This window comes from uncultured Campylobacter sp., from assembly GCF_937981295.1.
Taxonomy (GTDB): Bacteria; Campylobacterota; Campylobacteria; order Campylobacterales; family Campylobacteraceae; genus Campylobacter_B.
The window spans coordinates 17,574-36,920 of sequence record NZ_CALJPC010000003.1 but is presented as its reverse complement, the minus strand read 5'-3'; the positions used below and the strand labels follow the sequence as shown (position 1 = coordinate 36,920).

General features: G+C 47.8%; 19 protein-coding genes. 14 read left to right on the top strand and 5 right to left on the bottom strand.

From position 1 onward, the window contains the following. Nucleotides 1-183: 183 nt before the first annotated feature. Nucleotides 184-780, bottom strand: coding sequence for a peroxiredoxin (locus Q0135_RS00860; RefSeq protein WP_291939968.1), 597 nt, complete (start codon nucleotides 778-780; stop codon nucleotides 184-186). 180 nt (nucleotides 781-960) lie between these two features. On the opposite strand from Q0135_RS00860, the gene Q0135_RS00855 reads away from it, so the two are divergent. From Q0135_RS00855 to Q0135_RS00830, 6 genes are all read left to right on the top strand, one after another. Further along, on the top strand, nucleotides 961-1,245 hold the full coding sequence (locus tag Q0135_RS00855) for a DUF362 domain-containing protein (RefSeq protein WP_005871245.1): 285 nt from the start codon (nucleotides 961-963) through the stop codon (nucleotides 1,243-1,245). Between the two features lie 107 nt (nucleotides 1,246-1,352). Beyond that, complete coding sequence (gene ndk / locus Q0135_RS00850; protein WP_177388469.1) at nucleotides 1,353-1,766, top strand: nucleoside-diphosphate kinase; 414 nt, start codon at nucleotides 1,353-1,355, stop codon at nucleotides 1,764-1,766. A gap of 9 nt (nucleotides 1,767-1,775) precedes the next feature. Next, nucleotides 1,776-2,129, top strand: coding sequence for a hypothetical protein (locus tag Q0135_RS00845; protein ID WP_297987496.1), 354 nt, complete (start codon nucleotides 1,776-1,778; stop codon nucleotides 2,127-2,129). An 18-nt stretch (nucleotides 2,130-2,147) separates the two neighbouring features. After that, on the top strand, nucleotides 2,148-2,294 hold the full coding sequence (gene rpmF / locus Q0135_RS00840) for a 50S ribosomal protein L32 (RefSeq protein ID WP_005871250.1): 147 nt from the start codon (nucleotides 2,148-2,150) through the stop codon (nucleotides 2,292-2,294). A 4-nt stretch (nucleotides 2,295-2,298) separates the two neighbouring features. Further along, a complete protein-coding gene (plsX, locus tag Q0135_RS00835) occupies nucleotides 2,299-3,291 on the top strand; it encodes a phosphate acyltransferase PlsX (protein WP_297882427.1) in 993 nt (330 codons plus the stop codon). 8 nt (nucleotides 3,292-3,299) lie between these two features. Further along, entirely contained in the window at nucleotides 3,300-4,298 is a 999-nt protein-coding gene (locus Q0135_RS00830; RefSeq protein ID WP_297987494.1) for a beta-ketoacyl-ACP synthase III, read from the top strand. A 937-nt stretch (nucleotides 4,299-5,235) separates the two neighbouring features. Here Q0135_RS00830 and Q0135_RS00825 read toward each other — a convergent pair. Then, entirely contained in the window at nucleotides 5,236-6,159 is a 924-nt protein-coding gene (locus Q0135_RS00825) for a methylenetetrahydrofolate reductase (protein WP_297987493.1), read from the bottom strand. Between the two features lie 94 nt (nucleotides 6,160-6,253). On the opposite strand from Q0135_RS00825, the gene Q0135_RS00820 reads away from it, so the two are divergent. The 7 genes from Q0135_RS00820 to Q0135_RS00790 all read left to right on the top strand — a co-directional run bounded on the left by Q0135_RS00820 (nucleotide 6,254) and on the right by Q0135_RS00790 (nucleotide 13,297). Further along, entirely contained in the window at nucleotides 6,254-8,545 is a 2,292-nt protein-coding gene (locus Q0135_RS00820; RefSeq protein WP_297987491.1) for a DUF87 domain-containing protein, read from the top strand. A 9-nt stretch (nucleotides 8,546-8,554) separates the two neighbouring features. Further along, nucleotides 8,555-9,211 (top strand): glycerol-3-phosphate 1-O-acyltransferase PlsY, encoded by a 657-nt coding sequence (gene plsY, locus Q0135_RS00815; protein WP_297987489.1) that lies wholly within the window; start codon nucleotides 8,555-8,557, stop codon nucleotides 9,209-9,211. Beyond that, nucleotides 9,208-9,525 (top strand): dihydroneopterin aldolase, encoded by a 318-nt coding sequence (locus Q0135_RS00810; protein WP_297987487.1) that lies wholly within the window; start codon nucleotides 9,208-9,210, stop codon nucleotides 9,523-9,525. The genes plsY and Q0135_RS00810 overlap by 4 nt, the downstream gene beginning before the upstream one ends. Before the next feature lie 76 nt (nucleotides 9,526-9,601). Next, on the top strand, nucleotides 9,602-10,273 hold the full coding sequence (gene hsrA / locus Q0135_RS00805) for a homeostatic response regulator transcription factor HsrA (protein ID WP_005871260.1): 672 nt from the start codon (nucleotides 9,602-9,604) through the stop codon (nucleotides 10,271-10,273). A gap of 38 nt (nucleotides 10,274-10,311) precedes the next feature. After that, nucleotides 10,312-11,559, top strand: a complete 1,248-nt coding sequence (locus tag Q0135_RS00800; RefSeq protein WP_297987485.1) for a HAMP domain-containing sensor histidine kinase — start codon at nucleotides 10,312-10,314, stop codon at nucleotides 11,557-11,559. Nucleotides 11,560-11,608: 49 nt separating this feature from the next. Further along, nucleotides 11,609-11,854, top strand: coding sequence for a YfhL family 4Fe-4S dicluster ferredoxin (locus tag Q0135_RS00795; protein WP_005871264.1), 246 nt, complete (start codon nucleotides 11,609-11,611; stop codon nucleotides 11,852-11,854). After that, nucleotides 11,855-13,297: a Ppx/GppA phosphatase family protein gene (locus Q0135_RS00790; protein WP_297987483.1), complete on the top strand. Its 1,443-nt coding sequence runs from the start codon at nucleotides 11,855-11,857 to the stop codon at nucleotides 13,295-13,297. It begins immediately after the preceding gene. Between the two features lie 885 nt (nucleotides 13,298-14,182). Here the strand turns inward: Q0135_RS00790 and Q0135_RS00785 are convergent. The 3 genes from Q0135_RS00785 to Q0135_RS00775 are packed head-to-tail and all read right to left on the bottom strand — an operon-like array spanning nucleotide 14,183 to nucleotide 16,022. Continuing rightward, a complete protein-coding gene (locus tag Q0135_RS00785) occupies nucleotides 14,183-14,488 on the bottom strand; it encodes a metal-sulfur cluster assembly factor (protein ID WP_297987481.1) in 306 nt (101 codons plus the stop codon). Continuing rightward, complete coding sequence (locus tag Q0135_RS00780) at nucleotides 14,485-15,660, bottom strand: peptidase M50 (protein ID WP_297987479.1); 1,176 nt, start codon at nucleotides 15,658-15,660, stop codon at nucleotides 14,485-14,487. The genes Q0135_RS00785 and Q0135_RS00780 overlap by 4 nt, the downstream gene beginning before the upstream one ends. 17 nt (nucleotides 15,661-15,677) lie before the next feature. Beyond that, nucleotides 15,678-16,022, bottom strand: coding sequence for a hypothetical protein (locus Q0135_RS00775; protein ID WP_297917135.1), 345 nt, complete (start codon nucleotides 16,020-16,022; stop codon nucleotides 15,678-15,680). 144 nt (nucleotides 16,023-16,166) lie between these two features. Here Q0135_RS00775 and polA point away from each other — a divergent pair, with 144 nt between their 5' ends. Continuing rightward, nucleotides 16,167-18,983 (top strand): DNA polymerase I, encoded by a 2,817-nt coding sequence (gene polA / locus Q0135_RS00770; RefSeq protein WP_297987477.1) that lies wholly within the window; start codon nucleotides 16,167-16,169, stop codon nucleotides 18,981-18,983. Nucleotides 18,984-19,347: the final 364 nt, after the last annotated feature.

Sequence of the window (19,347 nt, the reverse complement as noted above, 5' to 3'; positions counted from 1 at the left end):
TTTTGGAATTTTTGGAATTTTTGGAATTTTTGGAATTTTTGGAATTTTTGGAATTCCGCCGCCGCGACTCAAAATTTTGGCAGCGGAATTTAGAAAGCTTTGCTAGCTTTAATAGCCCGTGCAAGGCTAAATTTAAACCTTACGCGGTTAGAATTTGTACGCCAGCGCGAAGAATTTCACGAATTATAGTTTGCTCGCGTTTTTGTCTAGATACTCTGCGACGCCTTTAGGGTCTGCTTTCATCCCTGCATCGCCCTTGTGCCAGCCTGCAGGGCAGACCTCGCCGTGCTCGTTCGTAAATAGCATCGTATCGACCATTCTTAGCATCTCGTCGATATTGCGACCAAGCGGTAGGTCGTTGATGACAGCGTGGCGGACGGTGCCGTCTTTATCAAGTAGGAAGCTGCCGCGAAGCGCTACAGCGTTACCGAACAGCACGTCGAAGCTGCGTGCGATATCCTTCGTAATATCCGAAACTAGCGGGAACTGCACTTTGCCGATACCGCCTGCGTTTACCGGAGTGTTTTTCCACGCAAGGTGGGTAAACTCGCTATCGCAGCTAACGCCGATAACTTCGATGCCTTTGGATTTGAAATCTTGATATCTGTGATCGAATGCAATGATCTCGCTTGGGCAGACGAAGGTAAAATCTTTTGGATAAAAGAATACGACCGCGCCTTTTTCGCCGATATTTTTATAGAGGTTGAAATCCTCAACTATTTCGTTGTTGCCTAAAACCGCAGTTGCCGTGAAATCAACGGCTTTGTTGGTTACTATCATTTGTTTCTCCTTGTTAATAAAATTTATGATGGCGATTATACATTTTAAAACTTTAGATTTGCTGAAATTTGATGAAAATTTTTATATAATAAAATTTATTTGCTTGATAATATTAAATTTTATCATTTTTTAAATTTAGTATGTTATCATTACTCCACATTTTTTGATAAAGGAGAAACAATGGCTGTAAAAATCACCGATATTTGCATTAGTTGCGGCTCATGCATCGACGAGTGCCCGGTAAATGCGATCGTGGACGATAGCGATAACCCAAGTGGCGAGGATAGCTACTATGTATATGCCGATAAATGCGTCGAGTGCGTGGGCTACAACGACGAGCCGGCTTGCGCTAGCGCCTGTCCGACCGACGGCTGTATCGTCTGGAGCGACATCGTAGCGGGTCAACCTAGCAGGGATAGTATAGGTGCGGATCTACGCAGCGGAGATACCCCGGTATTTGCTTAGCAGATAAAATTCCGCGATCAAATGCGCGGAATTTTAATTCATTCAATCCTTAAATAAATTTTAACCTATTTTTCGATACAATCCGCCTTTCACTTTAAGGAGATTATATGCAGCAAACGCTTTCTATTATTAAGCCTGATGCCGTTAAAAAGGGCGTTATCGGCAAAATTATCGATCGTTTCGAAAGCCACGGACTAAGAATCGCAGCGGCTAAAAAATTATGCCTAAGCGCCGAAGATGCGGGTAAATTTTATGAAATTCACAAGGATCGCCCTTTTTATAAGGATCTGATTGAGTTTATGACTAGCGGTCCGGTGGTCGTAATGGTGCTAGAAGGCGATGATGCCGTAGCTAAAAATCGCGCGCTAATGGGCGCTACCGATCCGAAAAAAGCCGATAAAGGCACGATCAGAGCGGATTTTGCAGACAGCATCGACGCTAACGCCGTTCACGGCAGCGACAGCCTAGAAAACGCAAAAACCGAGATCGCATTTTTCTTTGCAAAAAGAGAAATTTGCTAAGAGTGCCGCGTGAAGATCGCTTTTGCTAAAATTTCCGCATCGCCCGTGCCGTTTGAAATTTCGAGGGACGGACTTAAACTTAGCGGAAATTTAAAACGAAAAGACTCTAAGTTTATCGAGTGCAAAGGCGAAATTAAGGGTAAAATTCCATACATTTGCGATCGCTGCGGCAAAGAATTCGATCTTGACGTGAGCGAGAGCGTAAATTTGCTTTTAAGCGAAGGCGTTTTTAACGACGAAAGGCACGAAAGCTTGGACGTTATGGAGTTTTTCGGCACCGAAGTTGATCTGGATGAAATTTTAAGAAGCGAAACGGAAGCTTTCAAAAGCGACTATTTTTATTGCGAAGAATGCAAGAACTAAATTTATAAAGGAGAAAAAATGGCAGTTCCAAAGCGAAGAGTTAGTAAAACTCGTGCGGCGAAAAGACGCACTCACTACAAAGTGACCCTTCCGATTCCCGTCAAAGATAAAGACGGAAGCTGGAAAATTCCGCATAGAATAAACAAAACTACGGGCGAATATTAATCCGATGATTTCCGTTGCTATAGACGCGATGGGCGGTGATTTCGGCTGCGAGCCGATAATAAACGGAGTCGTAGATGCGCTGCGAGAGCGTAAATTTAATGCGTTTTTGGTAGGCGACGAAGCGCAAATCAAGCCTTTTATTCCACAAGATCAAGGCTTTGAGAAATATATTACTTACGTAGCTGCAAGCGAAGTTTTCGAGATGAAAGAGGGCGCAACCGATGCTCTTAAACGCAAAGAGAGTAGCATCTTTAAAGCGGTCGATCTAGTAAAAGACGGCACTTGCAAAGCCGTGGTATCAGCAGGACATAGCGGCGCTACGATGAGTCTTGCTACGCTTCGCATAGGAAGGCTCAAAGGTATCTTGCGCCCGGCAATTGCTACGCTGATGCCAAATTCCATAGGTGGACGCACGCTGGTGCTTGATGTGGGCGCTTATGTGGATTGTAAGCCTGAGAATTTGTTTCAATTCGCAATTATGGGCGAAGCATACGCCAAGGAGATTATGGGTTTAAACGCGCCACGCATCGGCTTATTATCCAACGGCGAGGAGGATAGCAAAGGCAACGAGGTAACAAAAGAAACCTTTCATATGCTTAAGAAGATGCAAAATTTTATCGGTAATGTCGAAGGCAATCAAATTTTTGACGGATCGGTAGACGTGGTCGTGTGCGACGGATTTATCGGCAACATTATGCTAAAATCTAGCGAAGGTGTCGCAAGCGCTATCGGCAAACTTATCAAAAACGAAACTAAAAAATCCCCGATCGCCATCGCAGGCTCCATCTTGATGAAACGCGTCTTTAAAATTATCAAAAAAAGTACGGATTATGACGAATATGGCGGTGCGCCGCTTTTAGGCGTCAAAGAATGCGTCATCATAAGCCATGGCAAAAGCACCCCGAAAGCCGTTAAAAACGCGATCTTTCAAGCGCTTAAATTTGCAGATTCTAAAATCAACTCCGCGATAGAAAGCGAAATTTCTTCAAACGAATAGGAAAACGAATGCAAAAAGCCTCGATGATCTCAATCGCAGCATACGCGCCGAGCGAAATTTTAACCAATTTCGATCTTGAAAAGATGGTTGAAACGAGCGATGAATGGATCGTCAAGCGAACAGGCATTCATGAGCGCCGCATAGCAAAGGGCGAGACCACTAGCGATTTGGGCATGAAGGCCGCAGCGCTTGCGATCGAGCGTAGCGGTTTGCAAAAAAACGAGATCGATGCGATAATCTGCGCTACGATCTCGCCCGATTATTTCTGTATGCCCTCGACAGCATGCGTCATCGCGAATAAACTGGGTTTGAACTTCGGCATCACGGCGTTTGATATAAATGCCGCCTGTACGGGCTTCATCTATCTTTTGGAGCTTGCAAAATCCCTCATCGAAAGCGGTGCTAAAAAACACGTGTTGATAATCGGCACGGAAAAGCTAAGCTCGATAGTCGATTGGAGCGATCGCGCTACGTGCATACTTTTCGGCGACGGTGCGGGCGCTGCGGTTATCGCGGCGCGCGACGATAACGAAATCATCGACGTTCATACCGCTAGCGACGGCAGCAAGGGCGATCTTCTCATCACCGCAGCCCCGGGTAGCGTCAATCCACTCAGCCAAAAAATTATCGACGAAAAGCTAGGCTTCATGCAGATGGCCGGGCGCGAGGTCTTTAAAATCGCGGTACCGACGCTTAGTAACGACGTCGTGGAGATTTTGGCGAAAAATAAAATTTTGCCCGAGCAGGTCGATCTTTTCATCCCGCATCAGGCAAATTTACGCATCATCGAGGCGGTTAAGGCGAGACTAGAATTTAGCGACGAACAATGCGTGCTTACGATCGGCAAATACGGCAACACGAGCTCGGCGTCGATCCCGATGGCGATAAATGATGCTTACGAGAGCGGCAGGCTCAGAAACGGCTCACTTATGCTTTTGGATGCGTTCGGCGGCGGCTTTACGTGGGGCAGCGCGCTTTTGAAATTCGGTGGCAAGAGCATAAACTAGCATTTTTTAAATTTCATTAATCTTTAGAATTTCGCCATATTTAAGAGTTAAATTCCAAGCTTATTTACAAAACTAATTTCAAATTTATATTTATTCCGAGTCGGGTTCCAAAATTTTAAAATGAAGCGTTTGCGATTGAAAGCATATTATAATCTTGCGCAGTTTGCATATCGGCTTCTGCGTGAGATAGTAAAACGACGTTAGTCTTAGGTCTGCTGCTTTTTGGTGGCGGGCTTGTAGAATATAAAAGAAATCAAATATGCGATAGCTTAAATGGGTGTTAATTTCAGCCGATTCTGCATTAACGGCTTTTAATTAGCTGCAAAGCTCGGCAAGTATTTTTACGGCGGCGTATGGTGGATCTTTTGAGCGACCTACACATAGGCTGTAGAATAAAATTCAAATACCAAAACGCTCACAACAGTAAGCATCAAATTGCCTTAGATTTGAAATTTAGCATAAACGCCGGTAAATTTAAATCAAATACTACGAATGGAATAATAAAGGACGCTATGCCATGAGCGAAGAGGCGTCGTATTATAGGGCGTTAAAATCTCCAGCTATCTCCCGTTATACAATATACATTTATCCCTGTGTAGATAGTGGATGACGGAGGACGCGGTCGCGTCGGCTGCAGACTGAAACGGCCAATGCGTTTAGTTTTAGTGCGAAAGCTACAGCGGTTTATAAGTTTTGATGATATGCCTAGCTCAATGCTATTGTAAGCATTGAAAAATTTTAGCACGAAATATCATCTCACAGTTACGGACGACAGGTATTAAAGCATATTATTAAGGCGATTTTTTATAAATTTTAAGTTCAAATTCCATTCGGATAAAATTTCGATTTATTTTTCAGAAAGCGATCTAAAATTATTTAAAATTCCTCCGCTAGCTTGGACTATCTAGCGTTTTACTCGTGTACCCGATTTAAAATTTTAAATAACGTAAAATCCCAAATTCTCGTGCTTAAGGATAATTTTTCTGATCTCTTTTAATAGGCTGAGCGAGGCTTCGATTTCGACGCGGCGGGTGCTGACACTCTCGACGTTTGCGCCCACGCTCACCCCTTTTGCGAGGGCGTATTTATAGATGAAATCAAACATCTCCGCGCACAGTGCTGTTGAACTTTGCAAGATATCAACGCTGCTTTGCAGTCGCTGCTGCAGAAAATCTGGCACCGAGATGCCAAGCCATTTCATAAACTCAAGCGTCTTTAGGCTACCGCACGGCGTGAAAGTAAAGATTATAGGCACCTTTTTGCACTCCAAAGCGGCGTAATCGTCGATGAAATCTTTGGCGTTTTGCACATTATAAACCGCCTGAGTGATAAAAAATTCGCATCCGTCTGCAGTCTTCTCTGCGATTTTAAGGTGCTCGTCGTGGCTCTTTTCATGGCGTTCTGGAATGCAGATACCGCCTAGGCAAAGATGCGGCGCCACGAGTCGCTTGAGTTCATAGGCGCGGCTTAGATGCAGCTTGCATTCTTCATTTTTAGAACTCGCCCCCACGAAAACACCCAGCCCGCTTGCGGCATGCCTTAGAATTTCGCAAAATTCCGCCTCGTCGTATTTGCCTACCGCGCGGTAGATGATCGCTTCTTTATCAGTGTGTAGATACTGCGTGTAATAGCGCGCAGGATCGATCGTATGCACAAAAGGAAAGGTCCGCTCATCTTTCGTGCGCGCGCTTTCATCTTGTAGATCGTAGATGACGATGCCGTCGCATTCGCATTCGCCTAGGCGCTGCGACCACGCCGTACCTAGGCGCTCGAGCTCGTCTTGAGGGGACGTGATTTTAGGCGGAACGATGCCATAGAGCAAAATTCCGCTTTTTCCGTTTCTAATTTTTTCTTTTAACACTTGCCGTTCCTTGATTTTTCGCGCATTTTAGCAAATTTAAATTTAAAAATTTAAATGATATAATGCCAAGCAAATTGCAAATTTAAGGAACGCAATGAAAACGCTTCAAGAAAATTTAAAGCTTTTTTATCTGGGGCTCGAAAACAGCGAGCCGTTTTTTTATAAAAACAAGGACCTGACGACTCACGCGCTCATCATAGGAATGACCGGCAGCGGCAAAACGGGACTTGGCATCACGCTGCTAGAGGAAGCCGCGATCGATAATATCCCATCCATCATCATCGATCCGAAAGGCGATCTAACGAATTTAGCTCTTACTTTCCCGCAGATGAGGGCCGAGGATTTTGAGCCCTATATCGACGAGGCCGAGGCGCAAAACAAAGGTCTTAGCGTGCACGAGTATGCCGAGCAGACCGCAAATACCTGGCGCGAAGGGATCGAGGGCTCGTATCAAGACCTGGCGCGGGTGGAGCTTTTGAAAAATAGCGCCGATTTTAGAATTTATACGCCTAAATCAAGCGCAGGGCTTGGTATCAGCCTGCTAAGCGACTTTGAAGCGCCGAAGGGCTTAAACGAAGAGGATTTGAATAACTATATCGGCGGTATCGCCACTAGCGTGCTAAGCCTCGCAGGGATCGGCAGCGATAATCTCAGCTCGCCGGAATTTTTACTAATCAGCCAAATTTTAACCTATCATTTTAACAAAGGCGAGGGGGTGAGCGTAGTGGATCTCATCGCACAGATCGGCAACCCGCCTTTCGATAAGATCGGCGTTTTCGACGTTAATACCTTTTTTCCGAGCGATAAGCGAATGGCGCTTGCGATGAAGATTAACGCGCTCATCGCAAGCCCGAGCTTTAAGCTTTGGTGCGAGGGCGAGCGGCTAAATATCGCCAAGATGCTCTTTGATGAAAACGGCAGAGCGAGGGCGAATATATTTTCCATCGCGCATCTAAACGACGATGAGAGGATGTTTTTCGTCACGCTACTTTTGGGCGAGATGATCAAATGGATGCGCACCACAAGCGGTACGAGTTCCTTGCGCGCCGTGCTTTATATGGATGAAATTTACGGCTTTTTTCCGCCAAACGGCAATCCGCCGAGCAAAACCCCGATGCTTACGCTGCTAAAGCAGGCTCGCGCATTCGGACTTGGTTGCGTATTATCGACGCAAAACCCGGTCGATCTCGATTACAAAGGGCTTAGCAACATCGGTACGTGGTTTATCGGGCGCTTGCAGACCGCGCAGGATAAAGAGCGCGTCATCAGCGGCTTAAGCGGTATCGGCTCAAATCCGATTGACAAAAGCGTGCTTATGGAGAAAATTTCAAATCTCAAAAAGCGAAATTTTTTGGTAAAAAACATCAACGAGGATGTGCTGCGGGTGATCGAGACGCGCTTCGCGCTAAGCTATTTAAAAGGCCCTTTAAGCAACGAACAAATTTCAAATTTAATGAAAGACAAAAAGACTGAAATTTCGTCCGTATCGGACGCCGCGCAAGGCATCAAATCCGCCGGTGCCGCCAAGCCCGTAGTTTCCGGTGAAATTTCGCAGCTTTACAGCTACGGCGCGAGCCTTGAGCTAAGCCCATATCTGTACGCAAGCGCTAAGATACGATTTTGCGACAAGGGAGTCGATTTTACGCAGGAGCGCTCCTTTTTGCTATCGCTTTCGGACGTAAGCGAAATAGATTGGAGCGAGGCTAGCACGCGAGAAGTTGCAAATTTAAGCGGACAAGAGCAGGCGGGCTCGCTCTACGGCGCGCTTCCTAGCTTCATCGCGGGCGCAAAAAATTTAAACGCTCAGCTTAAAAGCTTTAAAGAATGGCTCTACCGCAACGAAAAGTTAGAACTTTTTAGCGCGCTTGATCTGCTCTCAAAACCGGGCGAGAGCAAGGAGGAGTTTTTTGTGCGCCTAGGCGATAAGGCAAATGAAGCTTTAGAGGCCAAAACCGACGAGATTACGGCTAAATTTGAGAAGGAAAAGGCGCGCCTTGAGGATAAAATTTCGCGCGCTAGCGAAAAGTATGAAAAGGAAAAGGGCGACGTGCTAAGTCGCGGCGTGGATGCGGCGCTAAATATAGGCGGAGCGATCTTGGGCGCGTTTTTAGGTCGCTCGCGCAGCGCTAGCAACATCTCCAAAGCAATCAGCGGAGCTAAAAGCGCGCATAAAATTTTAAACGAACGAAGCGAAGCTAAAAATGCCGAAAATAGCCTAAGCGCACTACAAGAGGAGTTGGAGGTGCTTACGCAGAAATTTGAGGCTGAAGTGGACGCGCTAAAACAGAGCCTGGATCTGAAAAATATTAAACTCGAAACGAAAGAAATTTCGCCGAAGAAAACCGACATCTACGACGAGAAAATTTCGCTACTTTGGAAGAGTTAAAGGGATTTTATGAAAAAATCGGGAATTTTAGAATTTTTACTTAGCATCGTTACGGCGCCGAATTTTTGGTGCTACTTTGCTGCGTATCTGATCGCTGCGATCCCCTTTGGGCTTTTGATCGGCAGATACCTAGGTGGCGTGGATATCAAAAGAGAGGGTAGCGGCTCCATAGGCGCTACCAACGTCCTTCGCGTCTTAAAAACTCGCGATCCGCAAAAAGCAAAAAAGCTCGCGATCCTCACGGTTGCCTGCGACGCGCTAAAGGGCGTCCTGCCGATACTGATCGCGCGGGCTTTAGGCTTTGATGAAAACGTGCTATGGGGCATGGCTGTCTTTGCAGTACTTGGGCATTGCTTCAGCCCGTATCTGAAATTTAACGGCGGCAAGGGCATTGCGACGGGAGCCGGCGTGCTTGCTTGCTTCATCCCTATCGAGCTTATCATCGCGCTTGCCGTTTGGTTTGTAGTCGGCAAGACGGTTAAAATTTCATCCGTAGCATCGCTTGCAGCGGCGCTTGCGCTAGTCGTCGCAAGCTACGTGATCCATCCGCAGATGCCAGCGATCAACACTCATGCGCCGATCTTTCTGATAGTTTTCATCGTATTTTATAAACACGCGCCTAATATCGCTAGGCTGCTTAAGGGCGAGGAAAAGCGCGTAGTATGATTAAAATTTTAATCGAAAAGCTGGAATTTGGCGCGATAATCGGGACGCTGGATTTTGAGCGCAAGCGCGAGCAGCGCGTATGGGTGTGGGCGAAGCTTGCGGCGGAGGAATTTATCGACTATGCGCGGGTTTGCGAATATATCAAAGCGGAATTCCGCGATAAAAAATTTCGCCTCGTGGAGGACGCGCTAAGATACTTCGCGCAGGAGTTTCACTCAAAATTTCGCTCGATGGATTATTTTTATATGAAAATTTTAAAACCTGAAATTTTGCAAGATGCGAGCGTCGGCGCGGAAATCGAGATAAAATTTTAAAATTTCTTTAAAAAATCTTGAAATTTTGCTTAAAATATGTTAAAATCGCCGCAAAATTTTAAGGCAAGGAAATTAAATGAGAATTTTAATAGTCGAGGACGAGGTGACTTTAAACAAGACGATAGCGGAGGGCTTGATGGAGTTCGGCTATCAGACGGATACCTCCGAGAGTTTTAAGGACGCAGAGTATTATATCGGCATTAGAAATTATGATTTGGTGCTAACCGATTGGATGCTAGCTGACGGCAACGGCATCGATCTCATCGCATTAGTTAAGCAAAAATCCGCGCGCACCTCTGTCGTCGTGCTATCTGCAAAAGACGATAAAGAAAGCGAGATCAAAGCACTTCGCGCGGGCGCGGACGATTTTATCAAAAAACCTTTCGACTTTGACGTTTTAGTAGCGCGTCTCGAGGCTAGACTTCGCTTCGGCGGCTCAAATATCATCAAAATCGACGATCTTATCATTGATCCTGATGAGGAAAAAATTACTTACTTGGGTCAAGAGATCGAGTTGAAGGGCAAGCCGTTTGAGGTGCTAACTCACCTGGCGCGCCACAGCGATCAGATCGTAAGCAAAGAGCAGCTGCTAGACGCTATCTGGGAGGAGCCCGAGCTCGTTACGCCAAACGTCATCGAAGTCGCGATCAATCAAATCCGCCAGAAAATGGATAAGCCTCTAAATATCTCTACGATCGAGACCGTTCGCAGACGCGGATATAGATTTTGCTTTCCACAAAAAGCCTAAGAGTCCGCTTTGTAATACAATTAGCATCCGCTTCGTTGATGCTAATTGTCATTTTTTCGGTAATGCTCTATAATTATATGAGAATTACCATCTTCGAAACTCCCGTTCAAAATTTAATCCAAAGAGCACAAAAAATCGTAGACGCCTCCGTGCCGCCTGAGAAAATTTCGTCTTTTTTACATGACACATCCGGTGAATACGAGAGCAAAATCATCGAAAACGAAAGTATCAATAAGCCTAAATTTATCGAAAGCTCTGAGGACGGCAGGAGCTATTTGCAGCTGCACTACCCTTATGGTAAGGATAAAATTTTAAGTATCCGAGCCGACGTGAGCGTCTATGCAAACATCGTAAATCAAATACTCATCGACATCATTTTAGTAAATTTGACTATGATATTTTTGGTGGTGTTTTACGCAATGTTTCTCTCGCGTATGCTGCTGATGCCGATTAAGCTGATCAGTCAAAGGCTTGCTTCGGTGGATGAAAAATTTCTAAAGCCGATCGACGGGGCCGAAATCCCGAGCGAATTTAATATGCTTTCAAATAGCATAAACCGCCTGCTTGAGCGCATTGAAACCTTCATTTTGTATCAAAAAGAGCTTTTTATCGGCATCGCGCACGAGCTTAAGACTCCGCTGGCGGTGATGAAAACCAAAAACGAAGTTACTCTCATCAAGCCGCGCGAGAGCGAGAAATATATCGAGGCGCTTAAAAACAACAACGACTCGATCGATAATATGAATAAAATGATCAGCTCCATCCTGGAGATTGGACGGCAGGAGGGGGCGCAGTTTGAGGCGCCCGAGCAGACCGATATGATCGCGTATCTACGGGAGCTATGCGTGGGCTTTAAAATTTTAGCGCGTACGGCAGGCAAGGACTTGACGATGGATCTTAAGCCTGAACAGCTTGAAATTTCGGTGCAGAAAAGCCTCTTTATGCACGTGATTCAAAATTTCGTCCAAAACGCCATAAAATTTTCTCCGGACGGCGAAAAGGTACTGATCGAGAGCGAAATTTCGGACGGAAATTTCATCGTGCGGGTCGCAAATAAGGGCGAGCCGCTTAACGAAGAGATCGATTATTTCGCCCCTTTTAAGCGCTATGGCGGCAAACCGGGAGCCGGACTCGGGCTATTTTTAGCCAAAAATGCTGCTCAAGCGATGGGCGCGCAAGTGGATCTTAAAAACGATGAAGCGCGCTCGCTAATCGTCGCGATTTTCAAACTTCCGCTAAAAAATTTAAGAAATAGCCCGAAATTCCGCTATTTTAAAACAAAATGAAGCTTTTTATGGTATAAACGCCATAAATTTTTTCGTAAGGTAAAATTATATGTCATTGTTGATTACAAAAGAATGCATCAGTTGCGACGCGTGCCGCGAGGAATGCCCTAATGAAGCGATTTTTGAGGATGAGCCGATATACATCATAGACGCCGATCGATGCTGTGAGTGCGTAGATGATTACTCCGAGCCCGCTTGCATCGTGGTTTGTCCCGTCGAGTGTATCATCACCGATCCCGATAATATCGAGACGGCAGACGAGCTGAAATACAAACACGTCCATATGGAAATTTAAATGCCCAAGCGCGTCGCCGTCATAGATCTGGGCTCAAATTCCGCCAGAGCCGTGATTTTTGAGCGCACGAGCAGGCTCGGATTTTTCATTTTGGCCGAGCACAAGATCAAGATCCGCCTAGGCGAGGGCGCTTACGAAAACGGCGGAATTTTAACTGCCGAAGCGATGCAAAAATGCCTGCTGGCGTTTAAAAAATTTAAAACCCTCGTATGCAATTACAAGGCCAAGCGCGTACTTTGCATCGGTACATCCGCACTTCGCGATGCGCCAAACGGGACCGAGTTTATAAATCTCGTCCGCAAGCAAACGGGCATTACGATCCGCAAGATAGACGGGCAGATGGAGGCGTATCTGGGCGCTTATGCGGCGCAGAATTTGCTTAGCGACTTTTCCGAGGGCGTTACGCTGGACATCGGCGGCGGCTCGACCGAGCTTGCTTACATCAAAAACGGCAGGATAGAAAATAAAATTTCTCTAAATTTAGGCACGGTGCGGCTAAAGGAGCTGTTTTTCGACCGCGGCGACACGAAGGGGCTGGAGAAATACATAAACAGCGCGATCTCGCAGCTCGGCGCCGAGTTTCGCACGCAAAATTTAATCGTAATGGGCGGCTCCGCGCGAGCGCTATCGGGCGCCGTGATGAGCCTACAAAATCACCCGCTAAAAATCGTGCATAATTTCAGCTACGATTATGAAAAATACGCGCCGTTTTTTGCCAAGCTGATGAGCGCAAAGACGCTTGATTTGGCGAAATTCCCGATCAAAAAGGACCGCTACGACACGATCAGAGAGGGCGCCATCATCTTTGATAAGATCGTAAGGCGCCTGGGGGCGAAAAAGATCATCACAAGCGGCGTGGGAGTGCGAGAGGGGGCGTTTTTAAGCTCGATTCTGCGCGGCGCAAACTTACCTAGAAGCTTTAATCCGAGCCTAAGAAGCCTCAAAGATCGCTTCGCTTCCGAGCCGAGCGAGGCTCCGAAGTTCGCGAAGGCGCTGTTTTGCGCGCTATCGCCGATGCACGGCCTGAGCGAAAAATATATTAAAATTCTGCAAACTGCAGCATCGCTTTGCGAGATCGGGCGTGCGATCGGCTTTTACGCTAAGCATGAAACCAGTGCAGATATGGTGCTCGGCGGGCTGAACTACCGCACGACGCACAAAGAAAAAGCGCTCATAGCCGCGATCATCTCGATGCACGGTAAGCGCGAGCTGGGCGCTACGTTCGCGCCTTTGAGCGCGATTTTGCCCGATGCCGCCAAGCTAGCGTGGCTCAGCTATATTTTGGAGCTTGCACGCCTCCTAAGCGAAAACGCGCTGAAAAATTTAGAATTTAGCTTTGAAAATTCCACTCTTAAAATCTCCGGCGCCGATAATTTGATAATGCTTAAAGGAAGCCTTAAAAAGCTCGCGAAACCCGCAATTTTCGCCGTAAATTTCGTCTAAATTTAGCTTTAAATTTAATCGCTTGCCGCGCGCCTGCGGATCTGTTTTAAATTTTATTTAGCCGCGCCGCGTTTCTTTGCAAAATTTTAATCAAACGTACAAATATAAATCGGAGCGATTACACAGAATAATTGCGATTAGCGAGTTTGGCTTTATCTTTTGGGTTGAAATTTAACGCCTACCGCGATCTACTAGCCGCGCTCATAAACAGAGCGGTTAAATTCCATGGTTTTTTAAAATTTCGTTGCGCGGTTTGTAAGATTTCGCGGCGCTATTTGCGGCTCTTGCGGCTAAATTTAAACTGCGATTCGCGCCTTACGGGGCGGCGTTTTGCGGGCTGGAAAAAGAAAAGCAGATGGGCGAGCGGGCGGCTGGTGCGCAGGCGCACAGACGGGAGAGCAGGCGAGCTAACTAGATGCAGGCAGAGGCACAGGCGGCGCAATTAAATTTAAAATATTGCGCCGCACGGTATTTTGCAAACACAAATCGTTTGATGACGCTCGCCAAATCGCGGTTATGCGGTCAAATTTTAGATCGTGCAAATTTATAACTAAGCGATAATCAAACGGGTGCAAAATTTAATTGAGTTAAATTTTAGATCGCTCAAATTTAAAACGGCGGCGAGAATCGCGCTGCAGCATGGATGCCCAGCTATCTGCGCAGCGCTCCAGAATTTCGTGCAATATCCCAGTGATCCACGCATCGCTTCAGAATTTTGTGCAGCATCCCTGCGATCCGCACGGCGCTCTAGCGATCTGCACATCGCCTCGGGACCGATCCGCAGAAAGTACTCTAATTATCTGCACAGCGTCCTTGTGCGATCCGTAAAAGCGCCCCGACTATCTGCGATTTGGGGTAACCTGCGGAAAGCGCCCTGCGCGAGCCCTAAAACCGCCCCAGAGCCTCTTTGACGTGATCCTCCGCCATGTCGATATTCCACATCGGCTCAAAGACGAGATCGATCTGTACCTCGCCGACGCCCTCCACGCTCTCGGCACCCGCGCGCACCCATTCTACCATCATCTCATGCAGCGGGCACGACTGAGTCGATAGCGTCATCGTGACTTTAGCGTTGTTCGCCTCATCTACCGATACGCCGTAGATGAGCCCCAGCGACACGACGTCAAAGCCCACCTCAGGATCGACAACGGCGCGAAGCGCGTCATAAATTTGCTCTTTCGTTACTTTCATTTTTCCTCTCCGAATTTTATGTAATTAAAGATATTTACGGTGTTGATTAGCACCAAAATTATGCTTGCCGCTTGCAAGATGACCGCGGGCGTTAGCGCCCCAAGACTCGCGCACGCAAGCGCTAAGACGTTCGGCACGCAGGCTGCGTAGGCGATCTTTTTGATTATCATATCGTCTAGCATAGGGATTTTGCGCTTGCCGACGAAGGGTGAGACGTAGTGATACCAGATGAGAAAGGGCGCGATTTTATAAAGGTGCGCGACGATGAAGGCGAACAAAAAGCCGTATAGCAGCCAAAACGCCGCCGCATCCGCGCGATCTGCAATCCAAAATGCCGCGCTAAATCCCAAAGCCGCTAGCGAGATGTAGACGTTTAAATTCCAATAATCGATCGCTTTTCGCACCCGCCTGGCTAGGATGTAGATCGCCTGAGCCGCAAAGCTCGCAAGCGCGGCAAGTGCGATGAAAATTCCAAAGCCTTTTAGCAAAAACGGCCCCGCGAGCAGATACAGCGCCAGTGAAGCTTTTGCCAGCGCGAAGCTTAGATCGTGCGCCAGGCTAAACATCGGCAGCAGCACGCACGCAGCGCCTACGATGACGAAAAACACGAAGCCTAGCACGAAGTATATGTGATAGGATAAAATTTCTGAAAAATATACTCCGAAAACCTCCACGCCGCTAAGAGCTAGCACGAGCGCGAAGCCAAGGCTGATCCCTACCGCCAAAAACGCAGCCGAGATCGCAAGCGCAACGGCGGGGAAACTCCATTTGGGCGTGCCGATGAAGCTTAGCGCGTAGCAGATCGTAAAATAAAATAGGCTAAGCAGCAAAACGCCGCCGCCTGCGTGCATCAATGAGATATTTGAAAGCAGCAATCCTGCGCTTAGCAGCGCCACGCCCGCAGCGTAAGCAAAGAGATTTAAAAACGCAAATTTGACGGTGAAAAATTCCTTTTGGATAATGACCGAAGTAAGCTGATAGAGTGCTCCGATGATTATGCTGATTACGAAGCCCAGCAAAAATACGTGAAAAAAGCTCGCCGTCTGCGGCGCCTGGATCGCGTCGAAATCGGCCTTTAAAAAGCTCGCCGCGCTTAACAGCAAAAAGATAAAGCCGCAGATGAAATAGCCGCCTACGATGCGAAACGGCGGCGAAAAGGTCGTGATATTCATCTAAATTTTAAAGTCCTTTAGCCGTGGCACTTCGCGTCGGTATCGAAACCCTCATTGACCGCGCCCGGTTTTAGGCTGATGGTGAGCTTGACCGCATCTCCGTCCAGATCCTCGCGGGCAATGTCAAATTTAGACTCGATTTTTGGGATCAGCCCCATCGGGAATTTATGATTGACCATGACGACCTTTTTGGTTTCGTCTTTTACGAAATTTAGCGCCACCAGCGCATTTACCATAGGCTCGGGCGGGACGCATTTGCGCGAATCAAAGCCGATGTATTCCACGCCGCCTTGTGATTTTTTATAAAATTTCAACGTAGCGCCCGCTGCGTCGAACTCCTGCCAGTCTGTGAAAAAATCCATACTTGATCCTTTTTTAAAATTTCGCGCGATTATATAGCAAATTTTAAAATTTTGAAATGAGGCAGATCAAGTCCTATTCGGAATTTGTAAATTTAGCCGAATTTTAATACACTACGCATTAAAATTCTAAATCCGAGGACCATTATGCAGACCATCACGATCATTGATACGTTCGGCTTTTTTTTCAGGCTCTACTACGCTATGAGCGGGCTTAAGACCAAAGACGGCAAACCCAGCGGCATGGTGAGCGGATTTGCGAGCTTCATCGCAAATCTTTCGAAGGAATTTAAGAGCGATTATATAATTTTCGCTCTGGATAGCAAGGGCAAGACCTTCCGCTCGGATATCGATCCCAACTACAAAACCAACCGCCAAGCCCCGCCGCCCGCGCTTTTACAGCAGTTGCCAGTCTGCATCGAGATGATCGAAAAGATGGGGCTTTACTCGCTCGGACGCGAAGGCTATGAAGCGGACGATCTCATCGCAAGCGTCGTTAAAAAGCACGGCGCCACGCATAAAATCAACATCGTTACCTCAGACAAGGACCTGTATCAGCTCATCGGCGAAAACGTTAAAATTTACAGCCACGGCAAAAAGATGCTTTACGGAAGAGAGGAGTGCTTGCAGCGCTACGGCGTCTATCCCGAGCAGATCGTGGATTTTTTAGCGATCTGCGGCGACAGCGCCGATAATATCCCGGGCGTGCGGGGTATCGGCGACAAGGGAGCAAAGAAACTTTTAGACGAATGGGGCTCGCTTGATGGGATCTATTCAAATTTAGACCGCCTACCGCAAAACAAACAGCGCGAGTATCTGATAGAAGGTAAGCAGAGCGCCTACATAAGCAAGCGCCTGGCTACGCTTTACGACGAGCTGGAAATCCCGCCTTTGGATGATGCGAAATTTCCGCAGCAAAATCCGCTTTTTAAAATCCGCGAAATTTTAAAAGACTACGCTCTAAATAGGCTTCTTTCGGCGCTAAACCTGCAAGAGCAAAACGGACTTGATCTTTGGGGCGAGGGCAAAGGCATGGGCGCAAAAAGCTCCGTTTTGGGCGCGGGCGGGAAGGACTCCTGCGCAGAGGCGTCTTGCGGCGGCTCTATCTTGGATGCTGCCGTGGGGGGGCTAGACGGGCAAAATTCTATCTCAGGCGGTTCCTCTTGCGGTGGGCAAAATTCCGAGAGCGCTTTTAAAACGCCATTTGAGCCTATTTGTATCACCGATGCCGCGGAGCTTGCGAGGCTGTGCGAGGGCGTCGGCGTCGAGACATTAATAAGCTTCGATACGGAAACCACTAGCATCGACAGCAAAAGCGCCAAGATCGTGGGCTTTTCGTTTGCATTTAATGAGGAGCGCGCCTATTACGTCCCGCTCGCGCATAGCTATTTGGGCGCTCCAGCTCAAATTTCTTCGGACGCGGCAAAGGCCGCGATCAGCTCGCTGTTTCGCGGTTATGTCGTGGGGCAAAATTTAAAATACGATTTTGAGATCGTGAAAAATAATTTTAACATTGAGCCTGCTGCGCGCTTTGCCGATACGATGGTGCTAGCGTGGCTGCTCGATCCTGCAAACGCCGTGGGGATGGACTCTATCTCGCCGCGGTATCTTGGGTATGAGACGGTGCATTTCGGCGATGTCGTCAAAAAGGGCGAGACCTTCGCCTCCGTGGAGCTGGACGCTGCTACGATCTATGCGAGCGAGGATGCGTGGGTGACGCTGAGGCTGTATTTTAAGCTCAAACAGATGCTCGAACCCGCGCTTTTTAAGCTCGCGCAGGAGCTTGAGTTCCCATTCGTGCGGGTGCTTTGGCAGATGCAAAGATGCGGCATCAAGATTGACGTAGAGATGATAAAGCGCCTTATAGCGCGCAACGAAAAGTCCCTGCGAGCGCTCACGGATGAAATTTACGAGCTTTGCGGCGAGCAGTTTAACATCAACTCCCCCGCTCAGCTCGGCGCCGTGCTTTTCGAGCGACTTGGGCTACCTGCGGCAAAGCGCACCAAGACGGGCTATAGCACTGACGAAAGCGTGCTGAAGGATCTTACGGCGCTGCATCCCGCGGTGAGTAAAATTTTAGACTACCGCGAGCTGTTTAAGCTGCAAAGCACCTACTGCGAGCCGCTGCTACAGCTTGCTCTGGCCGATCCGCAAAACCGCGTCAGATCGAATTTTTTGCAGACCGGCACGGCCACCGGGCGGCTAGCGAGCAAAAATCCGAACCTGCAAAATATTCCCGCGCGCGGCACCTTTGCGAAGGACGTACGGGACTGCTTCCTAGCAGAGGGGGGCTACTCGCTGATCTCGCTTGATTACTCGCAGATCGAGCTGCGCCTGCTCGCGCACTTTTCGCGCGATCCTGCGCTTTTGGCGGCGTTTAGGGCGGATGAGGACATTCACGCGCGCACGGCGATCAGTATTTTCGGCGACGCGCAGCCCGCGCACCGTACGATCGCAAAGAGCATAAATTTCGGCCTCATCTACGGCATGGGCGCGGGCAAGCTAAGCGACAGCCTGGGCATCGCGCGCGCCGAGGCGAAGGGCTATATCGAGCGCTATTTCGCGGCGTTTTCCACGATCAAGGAGTTTTTGCAAAGCATAAAATCGGACGCTAAAGCGGACGGCTACGTAAGCACGCTTTTTGGGCGCAGGCGCTACTTCGACTTCGCAAACGCGCGCAACAACATGGTCTATGCGAGCTACGAGCGCGAGGCGGTGAATACGAAATTTCAAGGCTCCGCCGCCGACATCATCAAAAAAGCGATGGTTGAGATTTCGCCGCTGCTAAATGGCGAAGCGCGGCTGATATTGCAGATCCACGATGAGCTGATTTTCGAGGTGCGGGACGATTTGGCGCAGAGCTTCGGTGAGCGCGCGCAAGAGATAATGCAAAGCGCGGCGAGCCTAAACGTGCCTTTAAAGACTAGCCTAAACATCGCCAAACGCTGGGGCGAGCTGAAGTAACTCCGCTAAATTTAAAGCGCGACTAAAATTTTAAGCGGAATTTAAACGGCGCGTAGAATTTTAAATTTTGAGCAGGATAGAGCCTAAATTTGCTTGTTTGATAAATTTAATCGCTCTAAATTTAAACCGAGCGACTGCGAGTGGCTAGCGGATTATACGCGCGCCGTGTGAAATTTAACGAGTGAAAATTCATACAAAATTTAGCTCGCGAGAAAATAGACATAGATTTTGCGAAAAGTGATTTTTGCAAGATGAAATGATCTGCAGGAGGTCTTTTTAAGCCCGCCCTGCGTGCCGGTCCGTAAAAACCGGCGCCCTTATAGCCTCACGAGCGAAGCTATAAGGATTTCGGACTAAATTTTGG